The organism is Oleiagrimonas citrea (assembly GCF_012395255.1).
GTDB lineage: Bacteria > Pseudomonadota > Gammaproteobacteria > Xanthomonadales > Rhodanobacteraceae > Oleiagrimonas > Oleiagrimonas citrea.
In genome coordinates this window covers 44,177-59,739 of the sequence record NZ_JAAZQD010000004.1, presented here as the reverse complement: position 1 = coordinate 59,739, position 15,563 = coordinate 44,177, and the positions used below count along the sequence as shown (strand labels likewise).

The following is a 15,563-nucleotide window of genomic DNA, read 5'->3' as shown; positions in this document are numbered from 1 at the left end:
ACTAGATCAAGGGGATACGCTACCCGCATCCCCGACCGCGATCATGTAGACGGCATACATGTCTTGACTGAGCATGATCGAACCAGTACGCAGATGCGTGGGTACGCCCGCCACATCCACGGAAGGCAGCGCACCTCGCGCCACGGGGGGCGGCGCAGGCAGCGCATTGCCTGCGAAACCTACTTCGGCATTCCAGGTACCCGCCTGCACGCCGTAGCTGAAATTCGGCGCGACCTCGGAAATGCTGTACACGCCACGGATACGCACCCCGTAGGCTTTCGCCAATTGCTGCGCCGCAAGTTTTGAGTTGGCAATGGCGCGCGCGCGCAGTTTCATCATCAGCGAAGCACGATCGCTACGATCCACGCTTGTGGACTGCACCAACACGTCCTTGCTTGCCGGCAGATCGCTGACGAAGCGCTTCATTTTATCGAGACTATCAAACGTCACCGAAACCTCACGATCGACCTCGGTACCGTCATGTACCTGCTTGCCTTCGTCGTAGTGCGTGGCCTCGCTCATCGACAGGCTGCTGGCGCGCGTGAGATCGCTGATCGCGCCGTGCTTGTCGATGGACGTGAAAAGCTGGCCGATGCGTTGCTCGACCTGAGCACGCGCCTGGCCCGGCGACGGATCGGTCGCGGTGACGTGCAAATTGACCGTAAACCGGTCCGGGATATAGCTGCCCTCGGCGTGACCCTTGACCAGCAGATGCGGCGCATCCGGTAGCGCATGCATCTGCGCCTGCGCGAACGCCGGCAGTGCCAGCGCGGCCAGCACGAAGATCCATCGTTTCATCGTCGTTCCCTCCCCTGGGCGATGCGACGAAGCTACAACCCTTCCGCCGCCTGCGCCACTGCGCGGAACAGGGCGCGACCCTTGTTCATGGTCTCTTCCCACTCGGCGGCGGGATCGGAGTCGTAGACGATGCCGGCGCCGGCCTGCACGTGCAGGCGGCCGTCGTGGATGACGGCGGTGCGGATGGCGATGGCGGTGTCGGCGTCGCCCCACCAGCCGATCCAGCCGATCGCGCCGGCGTAGATGTTGCGCTTGTACGGTTCCAGTTCCTGGATGATCTCCAGCGCACGAATCTTCGGCGCGCCGCTCAGCGTGCCGGCCGGGAACGCGGCCTTGAGCACGTCCATGTAGCCGATGCCGTCGCGCACCGTGCCCTGCACTTCCGAGACGATATGCATGACGTGCGAATAGCGCTCGATGCTGAAGGCGTCGGATACTTCCACGCTGCCGTCGACGCTGACGCGGCCGACGTCGTTGCGGCCCAGGTCGATCAGCATGACGTGCTCGGCGCGTTCCTTGGGATCGGCCAGCAGTTCGGCTTCCAGCGCCTTGTCCTCTTCGTCCGTGGCGCCGCGCTTGCGGGTGCCGGCCAGCGGGCGTACCACGACCTTGCCGTCCTTGAGCCGCGCCAGGATCTCCGGCGAGGAACCGACGATCTGCGTCGCGCCAAGGTCCAGAAAATACATGTACGGCGACGGATTGAGCGCGCGCAACGCGCGGTAGACGTCGACCGGACGCGCATGGAACGGCACCGACAGACGCTGCGACGGCACCACCTGGAAGATGTCGCCGGCGCGGATGTATTCCTTGGCCGTCTCGACCATGGCCTCGAACTCGGCGCGCGTGAACGAGGACTTGAAGTCGCTCTCAGCCAGCGGTTCGGGGTGCAGATTCTCCGGATAGGTCGAGCCGGAGTGGCGCAGGCGGAAGGTCAGCTCCTCCAGTCGCCGCTGCGCGCGCGCCCAGGCCTGTGGCTGCGACGGATCGGCGTGCACGATCAGGTACAGACGCCCTTTCAGGCTGTCGAACACCGCCAGCTCCTCGGCCAGCATCAGCAGCACGTCGGGCGTGCCCAGCTCGTCCGGGCGATCCCACTGCGCCAGGCGCGGTTCGATGTAGCCGATGGTCTCGAAGCCGAAGTAGCCGACCAGGCCGCCGGTGAAGGCCGGCAAGTCCGGCAGGCGCGGCACGTCGTAACTGGTACGCAGCGCCTCGATCTCGGCCAGCGGATCGTCCAGCTCGCGGGTCTCGACCACTTCGCCGAAGTCCTCGACCTCCAGCGTGTTCGCGCGCAGCTTGAACACGCGCTTGGCCGGCAGACCGATGATGGAATAGCGTCCCCAGTTCTCGCCGCCCTCGACCGACTCGAACAGGAAGGTGTACGGGCCGTCGGCCAGTTTCTGATACACCGACAGCGGCGTATCCAGATCGGAAAGCACCTCGCGCACCACCGGAATACGGGTGTGGCCGGCGTCGGCGAGCGCGTTGAATTCGTCCTGGGTGATCACGGGCATGGCATGACTGGGCAAGGGATCGCGGCAAGATAGCAGGCCGCGCCGGTGCGGGGACAGCAGCAGGCGGCATAAGCCGCGCCGCCGGCCGCATCCGCGCTTCCGCTGCAAAGACTGCGGAAGCGCGGTCCCGCGTCAGATCCTCACCAGCGCCACAGCGCATCCTCGTTGCCGATGGTGAAGAAGCCGCCACCGAGGTTCATCAAGGGCGTCCAGCGGTAGCGGTTGTGGCCGCCGCAGCCCTCGCCGTCCGTCACGTCCAGCAGATCGTAGGTGTCGCTGGTCAGCCGGCGGTCGAAGCACTGCCCGAGGCTGTTGTCGTAATGGACGTGCTGCGCGCCGGTCCACGGCGACACGCTGGCCAGATTGCCCGATGCATCGAAGTTGTACTGCACCGAAGGCGTCACCTCGTTGTGCAGATGATCGCTGAACACCACGCGCCGACCCTGCTGGCTGCGCCGCGTGCGGTCGAAGGACTGATCGACCTGCATCGCCAGCCGCTCCAGCCCGTCGCTGCCGACGTAGTCGTTGTAGTCGAAGTACAGCGGGAAGGCGATCTCGCGCGTGGTGACGTGCGCCGGGCCGAGGCCGCCAACGCGTGTGGTCACGTGCACCTTGGTGTGCTGATCCAGCGTCTGCCGGAACTGCGTGTCGGAGATGGTGAAATCCTGCACGCTGGAAAAATCGACTTTCTGATGGACCTGCGTGTCGACGCGGCCACGCGAGGTCATCACGTAGCCAGCCACACTGAAATCACGCGTCGAGGTGGTGCTGACGCGCGTCTGCGTATCGCTCAGCGTCTCGATGTCGTCCTGCTGCGCCGGGTCGGCTTCGAGCGTGTTGCGTGTCAGCGCGCCGGTCACGACCTTGCGCGCCGGGTCGCGGTAGATCAGCAGATTCGCGGCCATCGAGAAGTGGTTGCCGGTGTTGGTCACGCCCAGGGTAACGGCATGCGGCTGACCGTCGTCCAGCTGCGCCGCGAACGGCGTCAGGTTGACCCGGAACGGACGGAAATCCAGCGTCTGCACACCCGGTATCGGACGCCACAGCGCGGGGCTGACGCCGCCGGTGTAGATCCACGGATACACCGGCGCCACGCCAGCCGGCTGGCCGTCGATGTAGACCATCGTCTGACGGAAGCCGGAGCCGCCACAGGAAGACAGCTTGTCGGCCACGGCATCCGGCACGCAGAACTGCCAAAACTCGTCCGAGGCCTGACTCTGCGCATACACGTCCATGTAGATCGCCACCATGTTGCGCGGCAGGTCCAGCGTGCGTCCGACCTGCGGCGTGCCGGGACTGACCGACATGGTGTCGCCGTCCGGATTGGACGATAGCGGCACGATCATGTCCGGCACCCGCGGCGCCGGTCCGGGATAGAACACCAATTTCGCACTGCCGTGAATGACGCCCGTGTAGGTGCCGTTGACGACGTTGCCGAGGATGGTGCGGCCCGATTGTGGCTGGCGCAGCAGCGCGCTGTAGTCGGTCAGATCACGCTGGATCTGCCAGTGCGGGCTGATGTTCGAGGACGGCTCCTGGGTGGTGCCGAAGTACACGTTGACGCCGCCCAGCCAGAGGCTCGCGGTGCGGTCGAACTGGCGACCGGCGGTGACCGACCAGTCCATCACCAGCACCACGCGCGCCCACGGTCCGCGGCAGCGCGCCGGCGGCGCATAGTCGAAGGTCTTGGGCGTGAAGTTGGCGAACTGCACGTCGGAAAACAGCGGCACCACGCACGGCCGCGTCGGCGGCGTCGGCACGTCGGGCAGCGCGGTGACCGCACCCGTTTCGCCCAGCGGCGGCGAGGATGACACGTCTGACGACGCACCGGCGGCGCAGACCGCACCAGCCAGACCAAAGGAAAACAGCAACACCGCTGCCGTGCGCAGCGGACCGGACAGACACAGCCTCATGGCGATCCCTCCATGTGTCGAAGCGCGCGCCCGCGCATGCGCCGATCGTTTCGACGACATGTCGACACGCGAGATGCGAGACCGCCCCTGTTCAGTCTCCCCTGCGGCGCAGCATGGACGTCCATACGGATGCGATGCCGCGACCAGTCTTCGATCCTACTGCAAGCGTGGCGCGATCGACGTGAAGCCGCCGAGATTTCTGCGTCAGGACAGCCGTTCGCGCGGCATGCCGCGCAGACGCATCGTGAACGCCACGCCGCTTCCGTCGTCGAGATTGCGCGCTTCGGCGCGGCCCTGATGGCGCTCGACGATCAGACGCACCACGTACAGACCGAGACCCAGATGCGTGGCCCCCTCGTGCCCGCGGTCCTCGCGTACGCTGACCAGCGAATCGAACAGGCGGTCCTGCATCGACGCCGGCAACGGTGGACCCTGGTTGGCCATCTCCAGCAACGCCTCGTCGCCCTCGACACGCAGACCGAGACGAATCCAGCCGTCCTCCGGCGTGAACGACACGGCATTGCCGAACAGCTTGTCCAGCGCCTGGGCGATCAGCTCCGGCGCGCCATGCAGCGTCACCGGCGCATCCGGCAGTTCCAGCTCGATGCGGCGCGGCGCGGCCAGCTCACGGTAGCCCTCGGCGCAACCGCGCACGACCTCGCGCAGATCGAAGGTCTCGGCCTCGGCTGCTTCGATCGCGCGCTCCATGCGGCTGGCCTCGCTCATCGCACGCACCAGCGATCCCATCCGGGTGACGCCGTCGCGGGCGCGCTGCAAATAAGGCCGCGCGTGCTCGGGCAGGCCGGCGTGTTCGAGGTTGTCCAGCGATGACTTCACGATCGCCAGCGGCGTGTTGAGTTCGTGCGAGAGCTTGGAAGCCAGCGTGCGCAGGTAGTCGGTGTAACCAGCCACCGCCTGGGTCAGACGTTCGAAGCTGCGCGCCAGATCGCCCAATTCGTCGGTGTCGTCGTGCGACGGGAACGCGCCCGAATGACGCCCGTCGCGCGCCTGCGCCCGCTCGGCGGCGTCGCGCAGGCGACCCAGACGCATGCTCAGGCGCGTGGCGAAGCCAAACAGCACCAGCCCGGCCGCCAGCAATACGCCGAGACTGGCCAGCAGCAGCGCGAACAGCGCGCGATTGGCCAGCAGCGGCACGGCCAAGCTGGCCTGATCGAGCTGCAACGCGCCGCGCAACACGCCGTGGGCGTCGCGCACCGGCACGGTGACGCTGAGGATCACGCTGCCGCGCTGCTCGCCGAGCGTCCACGAGATCGCCTCCTTGCCGGCCAGCGCCTCACGCACCTGCGGCGTGTCCAGGCGCGGCGCGTCCTGGGTCCACGGCTGCGCCGCATCGAACGGCGCGGCAATCAGCAGGCGGTAGATGGTGTAGGCCAACCAGCCCGGACGCCGATGCGGATCCTCGTGCGTGCGCAGCGAGCCGGCCGTCGCCAGCAGCCACGCGTGCGGGCCGAGCAGACGCGCCTGCACGCCGTCCGGCGCCAGCTGCGCCAGTTCCGCCGACAGCGAACGCGAATAGCTGAGCAGCGGCCGCACCGGCTCGGTCAGATCGGCCGTGGCGGCATCGGCGTCGTGCACGCTCAGGCCCAGGCCATTCACGCCCAGCGAGCGCGGCAGGCGCAACTCGATGCGATAACCGCTGCCATCGTCCTGCCACTGGCCGTTGACGTGGTCGGGGAAGCCATCGTCGCGGCAATCGTTCAATGCCGGCGCGGAGAATCCGCCTGGCGCGGCGCTGGCGATCAGATAGGTGCACAGCAATCGTCCGCGCGCCAGCGTCAGCAGCACATGATCGGCGCGCATCGCGTCCGGCGCATCGGCGTCGCGGCGCGTGCGCGTGGTGTCGCGGATCGACGCGAACAGGTACAGCCAGGCGTCGTCGTGCGCCAGCATCAGGCGGCCGCGGTCGCCCAGCGGCTGCGCCCATGGCGTCATCGGTCCCCAGTCGTCGCCGTAGCCGTCGACGGTGATCGCATCGACCGGACGCTGCACGTACCAGCCGCTGCTCTTCGGCAATGCCGCACCGACCACCACCAGCGAACGCGCCAGCGCATGCGCCGAGGCCGCCAGTGCCTGCGCCTGTCCGCGCCGCAGCAACGTCTCCATCTGCCGCACGTAGAGCAGGCCCACCAGCGGCAGCACCAGCGTGCACAGGGCGACCAGAAGCAGTTTGCGGCGCAAAGTCATGCGGGAGGGTTCCGTCGCGCGATCACATCGCTCACCAGCTTACTTCTTCCCGGACTCGGCCGGCGGCGGACCGGAAGCGGGGTCGTAGCGCAGGTACCGCGAATGCGCGACCACCTGCGCGAACGCGTTCAGCGTTGCGGCACGCTGCGGGTTCTTTTCACCGATGCTGATCGACCAGCTGTAATGGATGCCGGTGCGCTGGCCCGGATCGCAGAACATCACGGCATCCTCGACACCGTCGCTGCCGTGGTAACGCACGCCGGAACAGGTCACGCCCCTGGGCGTCGGCATCGACAGCGCGGCGATGGTCGCTTTCGGATCGCGTCGCCGATACTCATCCCGGTCCTTGTCCAGATCCTGCTCGAGGGTCTGGCCGTGCGAAAGCCAGACGTTCAGCACCATCACGCCCTCGGGCTTGCCGGTCCAGTCCCCGCGATAGATCACCATCGGCACGCCGACCCAGCGCGCATGATCGCAGCAGTCCGCCGTCCAGCCCGACGGCACATCGGTAACGATGGACCAGCCAGGCCACTTGTCCCCGGCTCGGCCATAGGCCACGGCGGACTTTCCGGATGCGGGCGCCGCCTGTGCAGAAACGGCGCACAAACCCAGCAGCAGTGCAAAACCGAGTCGAATCGCGCGCGGCGCCGCGCTCAAGGTTTCCATCGGTAACCGACGCCGTGCACGGTCTCGATGGCATCGAAGTCCGGCGCGATGGCGACGAACTTCTTGCGGATGCGCTTGATGTGCGAGGTGATGGTCGCGTCGTCGACCACCAGTTCGGCCTCGCGCATCAGCTGGTCACGGTTTTTCACATGGCCAGGGAAGCGCACCAGCGTGTGCACCATCCAGAACTCGGTCACGGTCAGCGGAATCTCCGCGTCGTTCCAGGTCACGCGCATGCGTTCGGATTCCAGCTTCAGCGGGCCGTGTTCGATCACCGTCTCGCTGGCCTCGGGTGTCTTCAGCGCCTCGATGCGGCGGAACAGCGCGCCGATGCGCGCGGCCAGGTGATGCAGGCTGGTGTCCTTGCTGAGGTAGTCGTCGGCGCCCAGGCGCAGACCGGAGATCACGTCGAAGTCCGAATCGCGCGCGGTCAGGAAGATGATCGGCAGCGTCGACGATTTTGCACGCAGTTCGCGGCACAGATCGAAGCCGCCCTCCGGTTCGTCGCCGAGGCCGATATCGATAATGACCAGCTCCGGCAGACGCGATCCGAACGCACTGGAGGCGTCGCGACGCGACGGATAGCCACGCACTTCGTAGCCGAAACGCGTCAGCGCCTCGACGTAGTTGGCGCGGATGGACGGTTCGTCCTCGACGATGGCGATGCTGCGCCCCATGAGCGGGCTCCTTGCGAATGGATGATCGTTGGCTTGCAGCCTGCAACGGCGCGCGGCCCCGCGCAAGGCGCAAACCGCACCTGCCCGCATTCGGCCACATCTGGACCGCGGATTGCCCGCATCGCGTCCCCGCACGCGCCGCGCCGACGTCTTTCATGGATACCGAGGAAGCACACCGGAGATGCCCATGACCACCGCCACCGAAAACACCGACCTGCAACGCGGCATCGAACCGCTGCGCGTGATCCTGGCGATCGGCGCGCTGTTGCTGGGCCTGCTGGTCGGCCTGCTGTGATGAAACTTCAGGAGACGCCCATGAACCTGTTCGACGACTTTCTGCCGATTGCCGTGGAAGGCGCCGGCCCGACGGCGGCGGAAGGATGCGCCGCCGCCGTGGAACCGGTCGAGCCCGATCCGGACTGGCATCCGCTCTAGTACTCCCGCCCACCCCTGGGTGATTCCGATTGACCCCGCTCTTGCGGGGTCTTTTTTTGGACGTCCATACCGCACTGCCCGCAACACGCCACATCCGGCCCGCATTCGGTCCGATCGCGGTCGCCTACCGGACCCACGCGCGCCCTGCAATGGCACCACCGCCAACGAAAGGACGCCTCGTCATGAACGACATCGCTCGACGCTCCGCCCGCCGCCTGGACTGGCGCCCGCCGCTGGTTCTGCTGCTGTTGCTGCTGTGCACCGCCACGCTGCGCGCGCAGCAGGCACCCGGCAGCGGCGAATTGCGCCTGATCGACGCCGGTGGCGTGGCGCATGTCCAGGCCAGCCTCGACACCGACGTCGCCTACCGGGTCGACGGCCTGGTCGCCGACGTCACCGTGCACCAGCGCTTCCGCAACGACGGCAAGGACTGGATGCAGGGCGAATACCTGCTGCCGCTGCCCGACGGTGCGGCGGTGTACGCAATGACACTGCACATCGGCAAGCGCACCGTCGTCGGCGAGATCCGCGAGAAGCAGGCCGCGCGCAAGGTCTTCGCGCAGGCGCGCGCCAGCGGACGCAAGGCTGCGCTGGTCGAGGCCGACAGCGGGAACCTGTTCCGCACCGCGGTGACCAACGTCGCGCCCGGCGAGCAGGTCGATGTCGAACTGCACTACTGGCAGCGCGTGGACTACCGCGACGGCACCTTCTCGCTGCACTTCCCGCTGACCTACACGCCCCGCTACCACATGGCGAAAGGCGCCGTGTCGGCGGCGCACGATCCCGGCATCGCCGCAACGCAGGCCTTCGCCTCGGCCAAGAGCGAACCGCCGCTGCGCACGCAGATCGCGGTCACGCTCAACCCCGGCGTGGCGCTGGCCCGCGTCGTCAGCCCCAGCCATGCCATCGAGACCTCGCACCACGGCGCGACCTGGAATGTGCAACTGCGCGATCCCAGCGTGGTGCCCGACCGCGACTTCATCCTGCGCTGGACGCCGCAGCCGCAGACGCAGCCGAACGTGGCCAGCTTCGTGCAGACCGTCGGCGGCGCGCACTACGCCACCCTGATGGTGATGCCGCCGCAACAGCAGGCACGCACGCTGCCGCGCGAGCTGATTCTGGTGATCGACACCTCCGGTTCGATGCAGGGCGCGTCGATCCGCCAGGCGCGCGCGGCGCTGGATCTGGCGCTGAAGAACCTGCGCCCGGAAGACCGCTTCAACGTCATCGAATTCAACTCCGACATGAAAATGCTGCACCCGCAGGCGGTGCAAGCCACACCGCAGGCCGTGCAGCAGGCGCGCGATTGGGTCGCCGCGCTGAACGCCGGCGGCGGCACCGAGATGGCGCCGGCGCTGCAGGCCGCGCTCGACGGGCATGCGCCGGAGGGCTATGTACGCCAGGTCGTGTTCGCCACCGACGGCGCGGTCGACAACGATGCCGGCCTGATCAACATCATCGACCGCGACCTCGGTGATTCGCGCCTGTTCCCGGTCGGCATCGGCAGCGCGCCCAACGCCGGGTTCCTGAAACAGGCCGCCGTGCACGGTCGCGGCAGCGAGACGCTGATTCCGGATCTGCACGAAGTCGGCGACGCCATGCGCGGCCTGCTGGCGCGACTCGGCCACCCGGCGCTGCGCAACCTGCACATCGACTGGCCGCACGGCGCACAAGCCTATCCGCGCGCCCTGCCCGACCTGTACCTGGGCGAGCCGCTGCTGGTCACCGCACGGCTCGATGCGCCGGGCGGCCGCGTGCAACTGCACGGCCAGCTCGCCGACCACGCCTGGACCGCCCCGGTGTCGCTGGATGCGGCGCGTCCGGCGCGCGGTCTGAATCGGCTGTGGGCACAGGCGCGCATCGAGCATCTCGAAGAGCAGCTGCGCCAGGGCGGTGACGAGGACACGCTGCGCCCGCAGATCGTGAAGACCGCGCTGGATGCGCATCTGGTCAGCCGCTATACCAGTCTGGTCGCCGTCGACCGCACGCCGGCGCGCGACAAGCCGCAGGCGCTACGCGACACGCGGATTCCCAACGTGCTGCCGGCCGGCTCGGCCTTCGCCCAGACCGCCACCTCAGCGCGCGTGTGGATGCTGCTGGCGGCGCTGGTGCTGCTGCTCGCCCTGGCCGCCGCCTGGTGGCAGCGACGCGAAGCGGAAGACGCATGATGCTGCGGCGCACCCGCTGGCTGGTGCCTGTGCTGCTCGGTATCGCCGTGCTGCTGGGCGGCCGCGCTGGCTGGATCCACGCCAAGGCGATGCTGGCCCAGGTGCTGCTGGAACGCGCCTGGGCCGGCAGCGACCACGGCCGCCATCTGCGGCGGCCGTGGCCGTGGGCCGACATGGCGCCGATCGCTCGACTGCGCGTGCCACGGCTGCATCAGGATCTGATCGTGCTGGATCGCGACAGCGGCCAGGCGCTGGCCTTCGGGCCCGGCTGGACGCCCTCCAGCGCCGCGCCCGGCGCATCCGGTCTGAGCGTCATCAGCGCCCATCGCGACACGCAGTTCGACTTCCTCGGGAAACTGCACACCGGCGACCGCATCCTGCTGAACAGTGCGGAGGGCGCGACGCGCTACCGGGTCATGCGCGCGGAAGTCGTCGACAGCCGCCACGCACGCCTGCCGGCCGCTGACAGCGCCGACGGCCTGCTGCTGGTGACCTGCTATCCGTTCGACGCCATCGTACCCGGCGGCCCGCTGCGCTACGTGGTGCTGGCGCAGCGCGTGGACGACGCGACTCAGCCGATCGCGCGGCGCATCGCGTCGATCTCGGCCCGGTAGTCGGACGCGCCGAAGATGGCCGAGCCAGCGACGAAGGTGTCCGCGCCGGCCGCGGCGATGTCGGCGATGTTGTCGGCCTTCACGCCGCCATCGATCTCCAGACGAATGGCCCGGCCGCTGGCGTCGATGCGTTCGCGCGCCTGACGCAGCTTGTCCAGCGCCGCGGGAATGAACTTCTGCCCGCCGAAGCCCGGATTGACCGACATGATGAGCACCAGGTCGATCTTGTCCATGACGTAGTCGAGGTAGCTCAGCGGCGTGGCCGGATTGAACACCAGACCGGCCTGGCAGCCGCACTCGCGGATCAGGCCCAGGGTGCGGTCGACGTGTTCGACGGCCTCCGGATGGAAGCTGATGAGGCTGGCACCGGCCTCGGCAAAATCGGGCACGATGCGGTCCACCGGCTTGACCATCAGGTGCACGTCGATGGGCGCTTCGATGCCGTACTTGCGCAGCGCCTTGAGCACCATCGGCCCCATCGTCAGATTGGGCACGTAGTGGTTATCCATGACATCGAAGTGCACCCAGTCGCCGCCGGCCTCCAGCACGGCGCGGGTGTCCTCGCCCAGCCGCGCGAAGTCGGCCGAGAGGATGGACGGAGCGATGACGGGAGTTTGCCTGGCCATGATGGAATCCGGTCGTTGAAGGGACGAAGGGCGGCCTGCCTGCACGCAGGCCGTTGTAGCACGAGCGACCCGCGCGGGCTTACTTGAAGCCGCGCTCGGCCTTGATGCGTTCGTAGGCAGCGTTGATCTCGCTGGCGCGTTCCTCGGCGCGCTTGCGCAGATCCTCGGGCAGGTCGCCGAGGCGGTCCGGGTGGTGCTCGGAGATCAGCTTGCGGTAGGCACGCTTGATGGCGCGATCGTCCGCGTCGCGCTGGACACCGAGGATCGCGTACGGATCGGGACCGGATGGCTCGCGACGCGGCGGCGTGTAGCCACCACCGTGGGCGCCGCCCCAGCCGCGACCGCCGCCGCCCGGGGGCGTCCAGGCGTAGCCCTTCATCGCCATCACCGCCATCAGTTCCATCTCGCTGATGCGCAGCGCCGCGGCGAGGCGGCGCAGCAGCTGCATCTTGCCCTCGCTGGCGCCTTCGGCCAGCACCGTCTCGACCACCACGTCGAGAATGGTGATGGCGTGGTCGCGACGGCCACCGGTCCACTGGCGCAGCTGCGCCAGTGCCGCGTCGAGGTCGAAGTCCGACTGCTTGCCGAGATTGAAGCTGGCGACGGCGTGACGGCGCTGCTCCTGGGTCAGGCCCATGCGCGCCATCAGGCGCTCGGCGACCGCGATCTCCTTTTCGCTGACGCGGCCGTCGGCCTTGGCCACCGCGCCGAGCAGCGCGAACAGTGGCTGCACCACCTGATCGAACGAAGTGCGCGGACGCGCGGCGCGCTGCGAAGACGTCAACAGCCAGCCGACCACGCCGCCGATGATCGCGCCCGCGACATTATGCAACAGCAGATAACCGATGACCGCGCCGATGATCGCCCCCATTACCGGGACGCCTCCGTCTGTGGGGACGCCGGCGGCTGCGCGGCGAACCACGTCGCCAGGGCCTTCAGCTGGGACTCGCTGAGCGGACCCAGCGCCGCCCGCATGACCGCCACGTCGCGGCGTCCGTCACGGTACTGATGCATCGCGTCCAGCAGGTAGTCGGCGCGCTGCGCCGCCAGATTCGGCGCACCGGGCACCACGGCGATGCCGTGTTCGCCGTGGCAGGCCGCGCACATGCCGAGCTGTGGCGGAGGCGTCGCGTCGCCAGCCTGCGCCGCGACGGGCGCGGCCAGCAGCAGTGCCGCCCACAGGGGAAAAGCCTTCATCGCCGTTCCGAAGCCGTGTCAAAGTCGCCCATTCTACCAGCCCGCCGCCGCGCGTTCGCGGCCGCGCACCGCTACAATGGCCGTCCGTTCCCAGGAATGTCTCGCCGTGCCCACCTGCCTGAAGCAATCGGACCTGCCGGGTCTGCAACCGACCTACCGCGGCAAGGTCCGCGATGTCTACGAACTGTCGGACGACCGCCTGCTGATCGTCGCCAGCGACCGCCTGTCCGCGTTCGACGTGATCCTGCCCGACCCGATCCCCGGCAAGGGCGAGATGCTGACGCAGATCTCCAACTTCTGGTTCGGCAAGACCGAACACCTGATGCCCAACCACCTCACCGGCACGCCGGTCGCTGAGGTACTGCCGGAAGGCACGGATGTCGCGCTGTACGCAAAGCGCGCGGTGGTGACCAAGAAACTGACACCGGTGCCGGTCGAGGCCATCGCCCGCGGCTACCTGATCGGCTCGGGCTGGAAGGACTACCAGGCCACCGGCCAACTCTGCGGCATCGACCTGCCGGCCGGCCTGCGCCAGGCCGAGCAGCTGGCCGAGCCGATCTTCACGCCCTCGACCAAGGCGGCCGCCGGCGACCACGACGAGAACATCGGCTTCGACCAGATGGTCGCCAAGATCGGCGGCGAGCTGGCGGAGAAGGTGCGCGAGGCGACGCTGGCGATCTACCGCTTCGCCGCCGCGCACGCCGCCGAACGCGGCATCCTCATCGCCGACACCAAGCTGGAGTTCGGTACCGACGCCGACGGCACGCTGTACGTGATGGACGAAATGCTCACGCCCGACTCCTCGCGCTTCTGGCCCGCCGACGAATACAAGGTCGGCACCAGCCCGCCCAGCTTCGACAAGCAGTTCGTGCGCGACCACCTGGAGACGCTGGACTGGAACAAGAAGGCGCCCGGCCCGTCGCTGCCGTCGAGCATCATCGAAGGCACCGCTGCGCGCTACGCCGAGGCGCTCAAGCGCCTGGCCGGCATCGTGCTGGACTGAAACGCAGCGAATGCGGATCGGGCGCAACACGCCGATCACGACACCTTGCCGTCATCCCGACGAAAGCCGGGACCCAGTGACTTCACGGCACGAACAAAGACGCTAGGTCCCGGCTTTCGCCGGGATGACGACCGTACTGCTGTACCGCTGCTCGAATCAGGCTGGCTTTATCGCACGGCAACGTTGATCCACCCGTGCTCGCGCGAGCATGAAACGGACCAAACGAGGACCAGACCTCATGAAGCATGCTCCCGCTGGATACGCGTGTCCGTTCTGCGGCATTGCCGCGACGCTGCCATCGCCTCGTCCAGAGTCCGCCGTCGTCCTGGTGGATACCAACGTGTTCGCTTTGATTCCGACGCACCACTACGCCGGAATAAAAGGCAACTGCCTCGTGGTGCCCCGACGCCATGTTGAAAACGTATGGGACATCCCGGACAACCTCGGCAACGATTTCTTTCGTGCCACGCGTCGCTTGGCGGAGGCCATGCGGACGGCCTTCGGATGTGAGGGCATCTCCACTCGCCAACACAACGGGCCGGCCGGCGATCAGGATGTGTGGCATTACCACCTTCATGTATTTCCTCGCTACGCCAATGACGGCCTGCATGCAGGCCCAAAAGCGCCCTACACGAACGAGGAGCGCATCGCGTTGGCCGCCGCGCTCCGGGCGGCTTTGGGGTAAAGCGGTCCACGCACGTTGCTTGCGGGCCGGACCGCCTGCATGCAGCATACGAGCTGACCATTCATCCCAGCGGACGCGCTGACGCGTGCCGCCCAACTCAAGCGATCCACGCCATGCGCGACGCACACCAATGGTTCGCGGCCTACAGCCAGGACCACCAGAACGCCACCAACCGCGCCATCCACTGGGTTTGCGTGCCGGTGATTCTGTGGTGCGTGATCGCCGCGCTGTGGCTGATTCCGGTGCCGCCGATGCTGGGCCGTCAGGGACTGTGGGCGGTCGGCATCATGTTCCTGTCGTTCCTGTTCTACTACCGCACTTCGCGCGCCATCGGTCTGGGCATGGTGGTGGTGTTCGCGGCGTTCGGCCTGATCGCGCACTTTGCCTACCTGAAACTGGGCGTGGTCCGCCTGGCGTGGCTGGCGGGCATCCTGTTCGTGCTGGCCTGGATCGGCCAGTTCGTCGGCCACAAGATCGAGGGGCACAAACCGTCGTTCCTGACCGACCTGACCTATCTGCTGATCGGCCCAGCCTGGCTGCTGGGCAAACTGATGCGCCGCTTCGGCCTGCGGTACTGACGCCGGCTGCGGCACAATAGCGGCTTTCCGCACCGGTCAACGCCATGAGCTCACTGCTGGCGATCAGCGCCTCGCTGGTCTACCTGATCCTCGCCGACAGCGTGGTCGCGCTGCTGCTGGCCCTGATCTGCTGGGGCCTGCTGCGCTGGACCACGCGCTGCCCGGTGCCGTTCAACCGCGTGTACCTGGCCTGCCTGCTGTGGGCGCTGGCCGCCAGCGCGGTGACCATCGGTCTGATCTCGCTGGGCGGCAAGCAGGCCGTCGGCCCCGGTCATCTGCTGCTGGCCTCGGGCTGGGTCCGCGCTGCGGTGCTGCTGGACATGCTGCTGGGCGTCGCGCTGCTGTGGCGTCTGGTGCCGCGCGGCGACGGCCACCGCATCACGCTCGGCAATGCCTGCCTGTGCGTCGGCGTGATCGCCGTGCTGGCCCTGATTCCGCTGGCCGGCTTCTCGCACTGAGCGCCGCCCGGTCGCGGACGAACGCC

General features: G+C 67.8%; 15 protein-coding genes. 6 read left to right on the top strand and 9 right to left on the bottom strand.

Going from position 1 to position 15,563, the window contains the following annotated elements:
- Positions 1 to 6: 6 nt before the first annotated feature.
- From HF690_RS10270 to pdsR, 6 genes are all read right to left on the bottom strand, one after another.
- Complete coding sequence (locus tag HF690_RS10270) at positions 7 to 798, bottom strand: SIMPL domain-containing protein (RefSeq protein ID WP_168609384.1); 792 nt, start codon at positions 796 to 798, stop codon at positions 7 to 9.
- A 32-nt stretch (positions 799 to 830) separates the two neighbouring features.
- Positions 831 to 2,306, bottom strand: coding sequence for an anthranilate synthase component I (trpE, locus tag HF690_RS10265; RefSeq protein ID WP_425495912.1), 1,476 nt, complete (start codon positions 2,304 to 2,306; stop codon positions 831 to 833).
- A gap of 146 nt (positions 2,307 to 2,452) precedes the next feature.
- Complete coding sequence (locus tag HF690_RS10260; RefSeq protein ID WP_168609382.1) at positions 2,453 to 4,225, bottom strand: peptide-N4-asparagine amidase; 1,773 nt, start codon at positions 4,223 to 4,225, stop codon at positions 2,453 to 2,455.
- 204 nt (positions 4,226 to 4,429) lie between these two features.
- Positions 4,430 to 6,430 carry an ATP-binding protein gene (locus HF690_RS10255; RefSeq protein ID WP_113063912.1) on the bottom strand — a complete coding sequence of 667 codons (2,001 nt, stop codon included), beginning with the start codon at positions 6,428 to 6,430 and terminating at the stop codon, positions 4,430 to 4,432.
- 39 nt (positions 6,431 to 6,469) lie between these two features.
- Positions 6,470 to 7,096 carry a hypothetical protein gene (locus HF690_RS10250; protein ID WP_113063913.1) on the bottom strand — a complete coding sequence of 209 codons (627 nt, stop codon included), beginning with the start codon at positions 7,094 to 7,096 and terminating at the stop codon, positions 6,470 to 6,472.
- A complete protein-coding gene (gene pdsR / locus HF690_RS10245) occupies positions 7,084 to 7,773 on the bottom strand; it encodes a proteobacterial dedicated sortase system response regulator (RefSeq protein ID WP_168609381.1) in 690 nt (229 codons plus the stop codon). The genes HF690_RS10250 and pdsR overlap by 13 nt, the downstream gene beginning before the upstream one ends.
- Before the next feature lie 617 nt (positions 7,774 to 8,390).
- Between pdsR and HF690_RS10240 the strand changes: the two genes are divergently transcribed.
- Both HF690_RS10240 and HF690_RS10235 read left to right on the top strand, forming a co-directional pair.
- A complete protein-coding gene (locus HF690_RS10240; protein ID WP_168609380.1) occupies positions 8,391 to 10,376 on the top strand; it encodes a marine proteobacterial sortase target protein in 1,986 nt (661 codons plus the stop codon).
- Positions 10,373 to 10,990 (top strand): class GN sortase, encoded by a 618-nt coding sequence (locus tag HF690_RS10235; RefSeq protein WP_205300826.1) that lies wholly within the window; start codon positions 10,373 to 10,375, stop codon positions 10,988 to 10,990. Before HF690_RS10240 ends, HF690_RS10235 begins: the two co-directional genes overlap by 4 nt.
- Here HF690_RS10235 and rpe read toward each other — a convergent pair.
- The 3 genes from rpe to HF690_RS10220 form a co-directional block, all read right to left on the bottom strand.
- Positions 10,948 to 11,616 (bottom strand): ribulose-phosphate 3-epimerase, encoded by a 669-nt coding sequence (rpe, locus tag HF690_RS10230; protein ID WP_168609379.1) that lies wholly within the window; start codon positions 11,614 to 11,616, stop codon positions 10,948 to 10,950. The two genes, HF690_RS10235 and rpe, sit on opposite strands and share 43 nt — an antisense overlap.
- Positions 11,617 to 11,695: 79 nt before the next feature.
- Positions 11,696 to 12,487 carry a co-chaperone DjlA gene (gene djlA, locus HF690_RS10225; RefSeq protein ID WP_168609378.1) on the bottom strand — a complete coding sequence of 264 codons (792 nt, stop codon included), beginning with the start codon at positions 12,485 to 12,487 and terminating at the stop codon, positions 11,696 to 11,698.
- Entirely contained in the window at positions 12,487 to 12,813 is a 327-nt protein-coding gene (locus HF690_RS10220) for a c-type cytochrome (RefSeq protein WP_113063918.1), read from the bottom strand. Before HF690_RS10220 ends, djlA begins: the two co-directional genes overlap by 1 nt.
- Positions 12,814 to 12,919: 106 nt before the next feature.
- Between HF690_RS10220 and HF690_RS10215 the strand changes: the two genes are divergently transcribed.
- From HF690_RS10215 to HF690_RS10200, 4 genes are all read left to right on the top strand, one after another.
- A complete protein-coding gene (locus HF690_RS10215; protein WP_168609377.1) occupies positions 12,920 to 13,816 on the top strand; it encodes a phosphoribosylaminoimidazolesuccinocarboxamide synthase in 897 nt (298 codons plus the stop codon).
- A gap of 238 nt (positions 13,817 to 14,054) precedes the next feature.
- Positions 14,055 to 14,501 carry an HIT family protein gene (locus HF690_RS10210; protein ID WP_168609376.1) on the top strand — a complete coding sequence of 149 codons (447 nt, stop codon included), beginning with the start codon at positions 14,055 to 14,057 and terminating at the stop codon, positions 14,499 to 14,501.
- Positions 14,502 to 14,614: 113 nt separating this feature from the next.
- The gene (locus HF690_RS10205) at positions 14,615 to 15,079 is read left to right on the top strand and encodes an Mpo1 family 2-hydroxy fatty acid dioxygenase (protein ID WP_168609375.1); all 465 of its coding nucleotides are present in this window, start codon (positions 14,615 to 14,617) and stop codon (positions 15,077 to 15,079) included.
- Between the two features lie 44 nt (positions 15,080 to 15,123).
- The gene (locus HF690_RS10200) at positions 15,124 to 15,537 is read left to right on the top strand and encodes a hypothetical protein (RefSeq protein ID WP_113063920.1); all 414 of its coding nucleotides are present in this window, start codon (positions 15,124 to 15,126) and stop codon (positions 15,535 to 15,537) included.
- Positions 15,538 to 15,563 lie beyond the last annotated feature (26 nt).

Excerpts from the sequence above, each read along its gene's own strand:
- HF690_RS10200 (WP_113063920.1), top strand. The coding sequence starts at position 15,124 with ATGAGCTCACTGCTGGCGATCAGCGCCTCGCTGGTCTACCTGATCCTC.
- HF690_RS10250 (WP_113063913.1), bottom strand. The coding sequence starts at position 7,096 with ATGGAAACCTTGAGCGCGGCGCCGCGCGCGATTCGACTCGGTTTTGCA.
- HF690_RS10205 (WP_168609375.1), top strand. The coding sequence starts at position 14,615 with ATGCGCGACGCACACCAATGGTTCGCGGCCTACAGCCAGGACCACCAG.
- HF690_RS10220 (WP_113063918.1), bottom strand. The coding sequence starts at position 12,813 with ATGAAGGCTTTTCCCCTGTGGGCGGCACTGCTGCTGGCCGCGCCCGTC.
- djlA (WP_168609378.1), bottom strand. The coding sequence starts at position 12,487 with ATGGGGGCGATCATCGGCGCGGTCATCGGTTATCTGCTGTTGCATAAT.
- HF690_RS10210 (WP_168609376.1), top strand. The coding sequence starts at position 14,055 with ATGAAGCATGCTCCCGCTGGATACGCGTGTCCGTTCTGCGGCATTGCC.
- pdsR (WP_168609381.1), bottom strand. The coding sequence starts at position 7,773 with ATGGGGCGCAGCATCGCCATCGTCGAGGACGAACCGTCCATCCGCGCC.
- HF690_RS10255 (WP_113063912.1), bottom strand. The coding sequence starts at position 6,430 with ATGACTTTGCGCCGCAAACTGCTTCTGGTCGCCCTGTGCACGCTGGTG.
- HF690_RS10260 (WP_168609382.1), bottom strand. The coding sequence starts at position 4,225 with ATGAGGCTGTGTCTGTCCGGTCCGCTGCGCACGGCAGCGGTGTTGCTG.
- HF690_RS10240 (WP_168609380.1), top strand. The coding sequence starts at position 8,391 with ATGAACGACATCGCTCGACGCTCCGCCCGCCGCCTGGACTGGCGCCCG.
- HF690_RS10270 (WP_168609384.1), bottom strand. The coding sequence starts at position 798 with ATGAAACGATGGATCTTCGTGCTGGCCGCGCTGGCACTGCCGGCGTTC.
- rpe (WP_168609379.1), bottom strand. The coding sequence starts at position 11,616 with ATGGCCAGGCAAACTCCCGTCATCGCTCCGTCCATCCTCTCGGCCGAC.
- HF690_RS10235 (WP_205300826.1), top strand. The coding sequence starts at position 10,373 with ATGATGCTGCGGCGCACCCGCTGGCTGGTGCCTGTGCTGCTCGGTATC.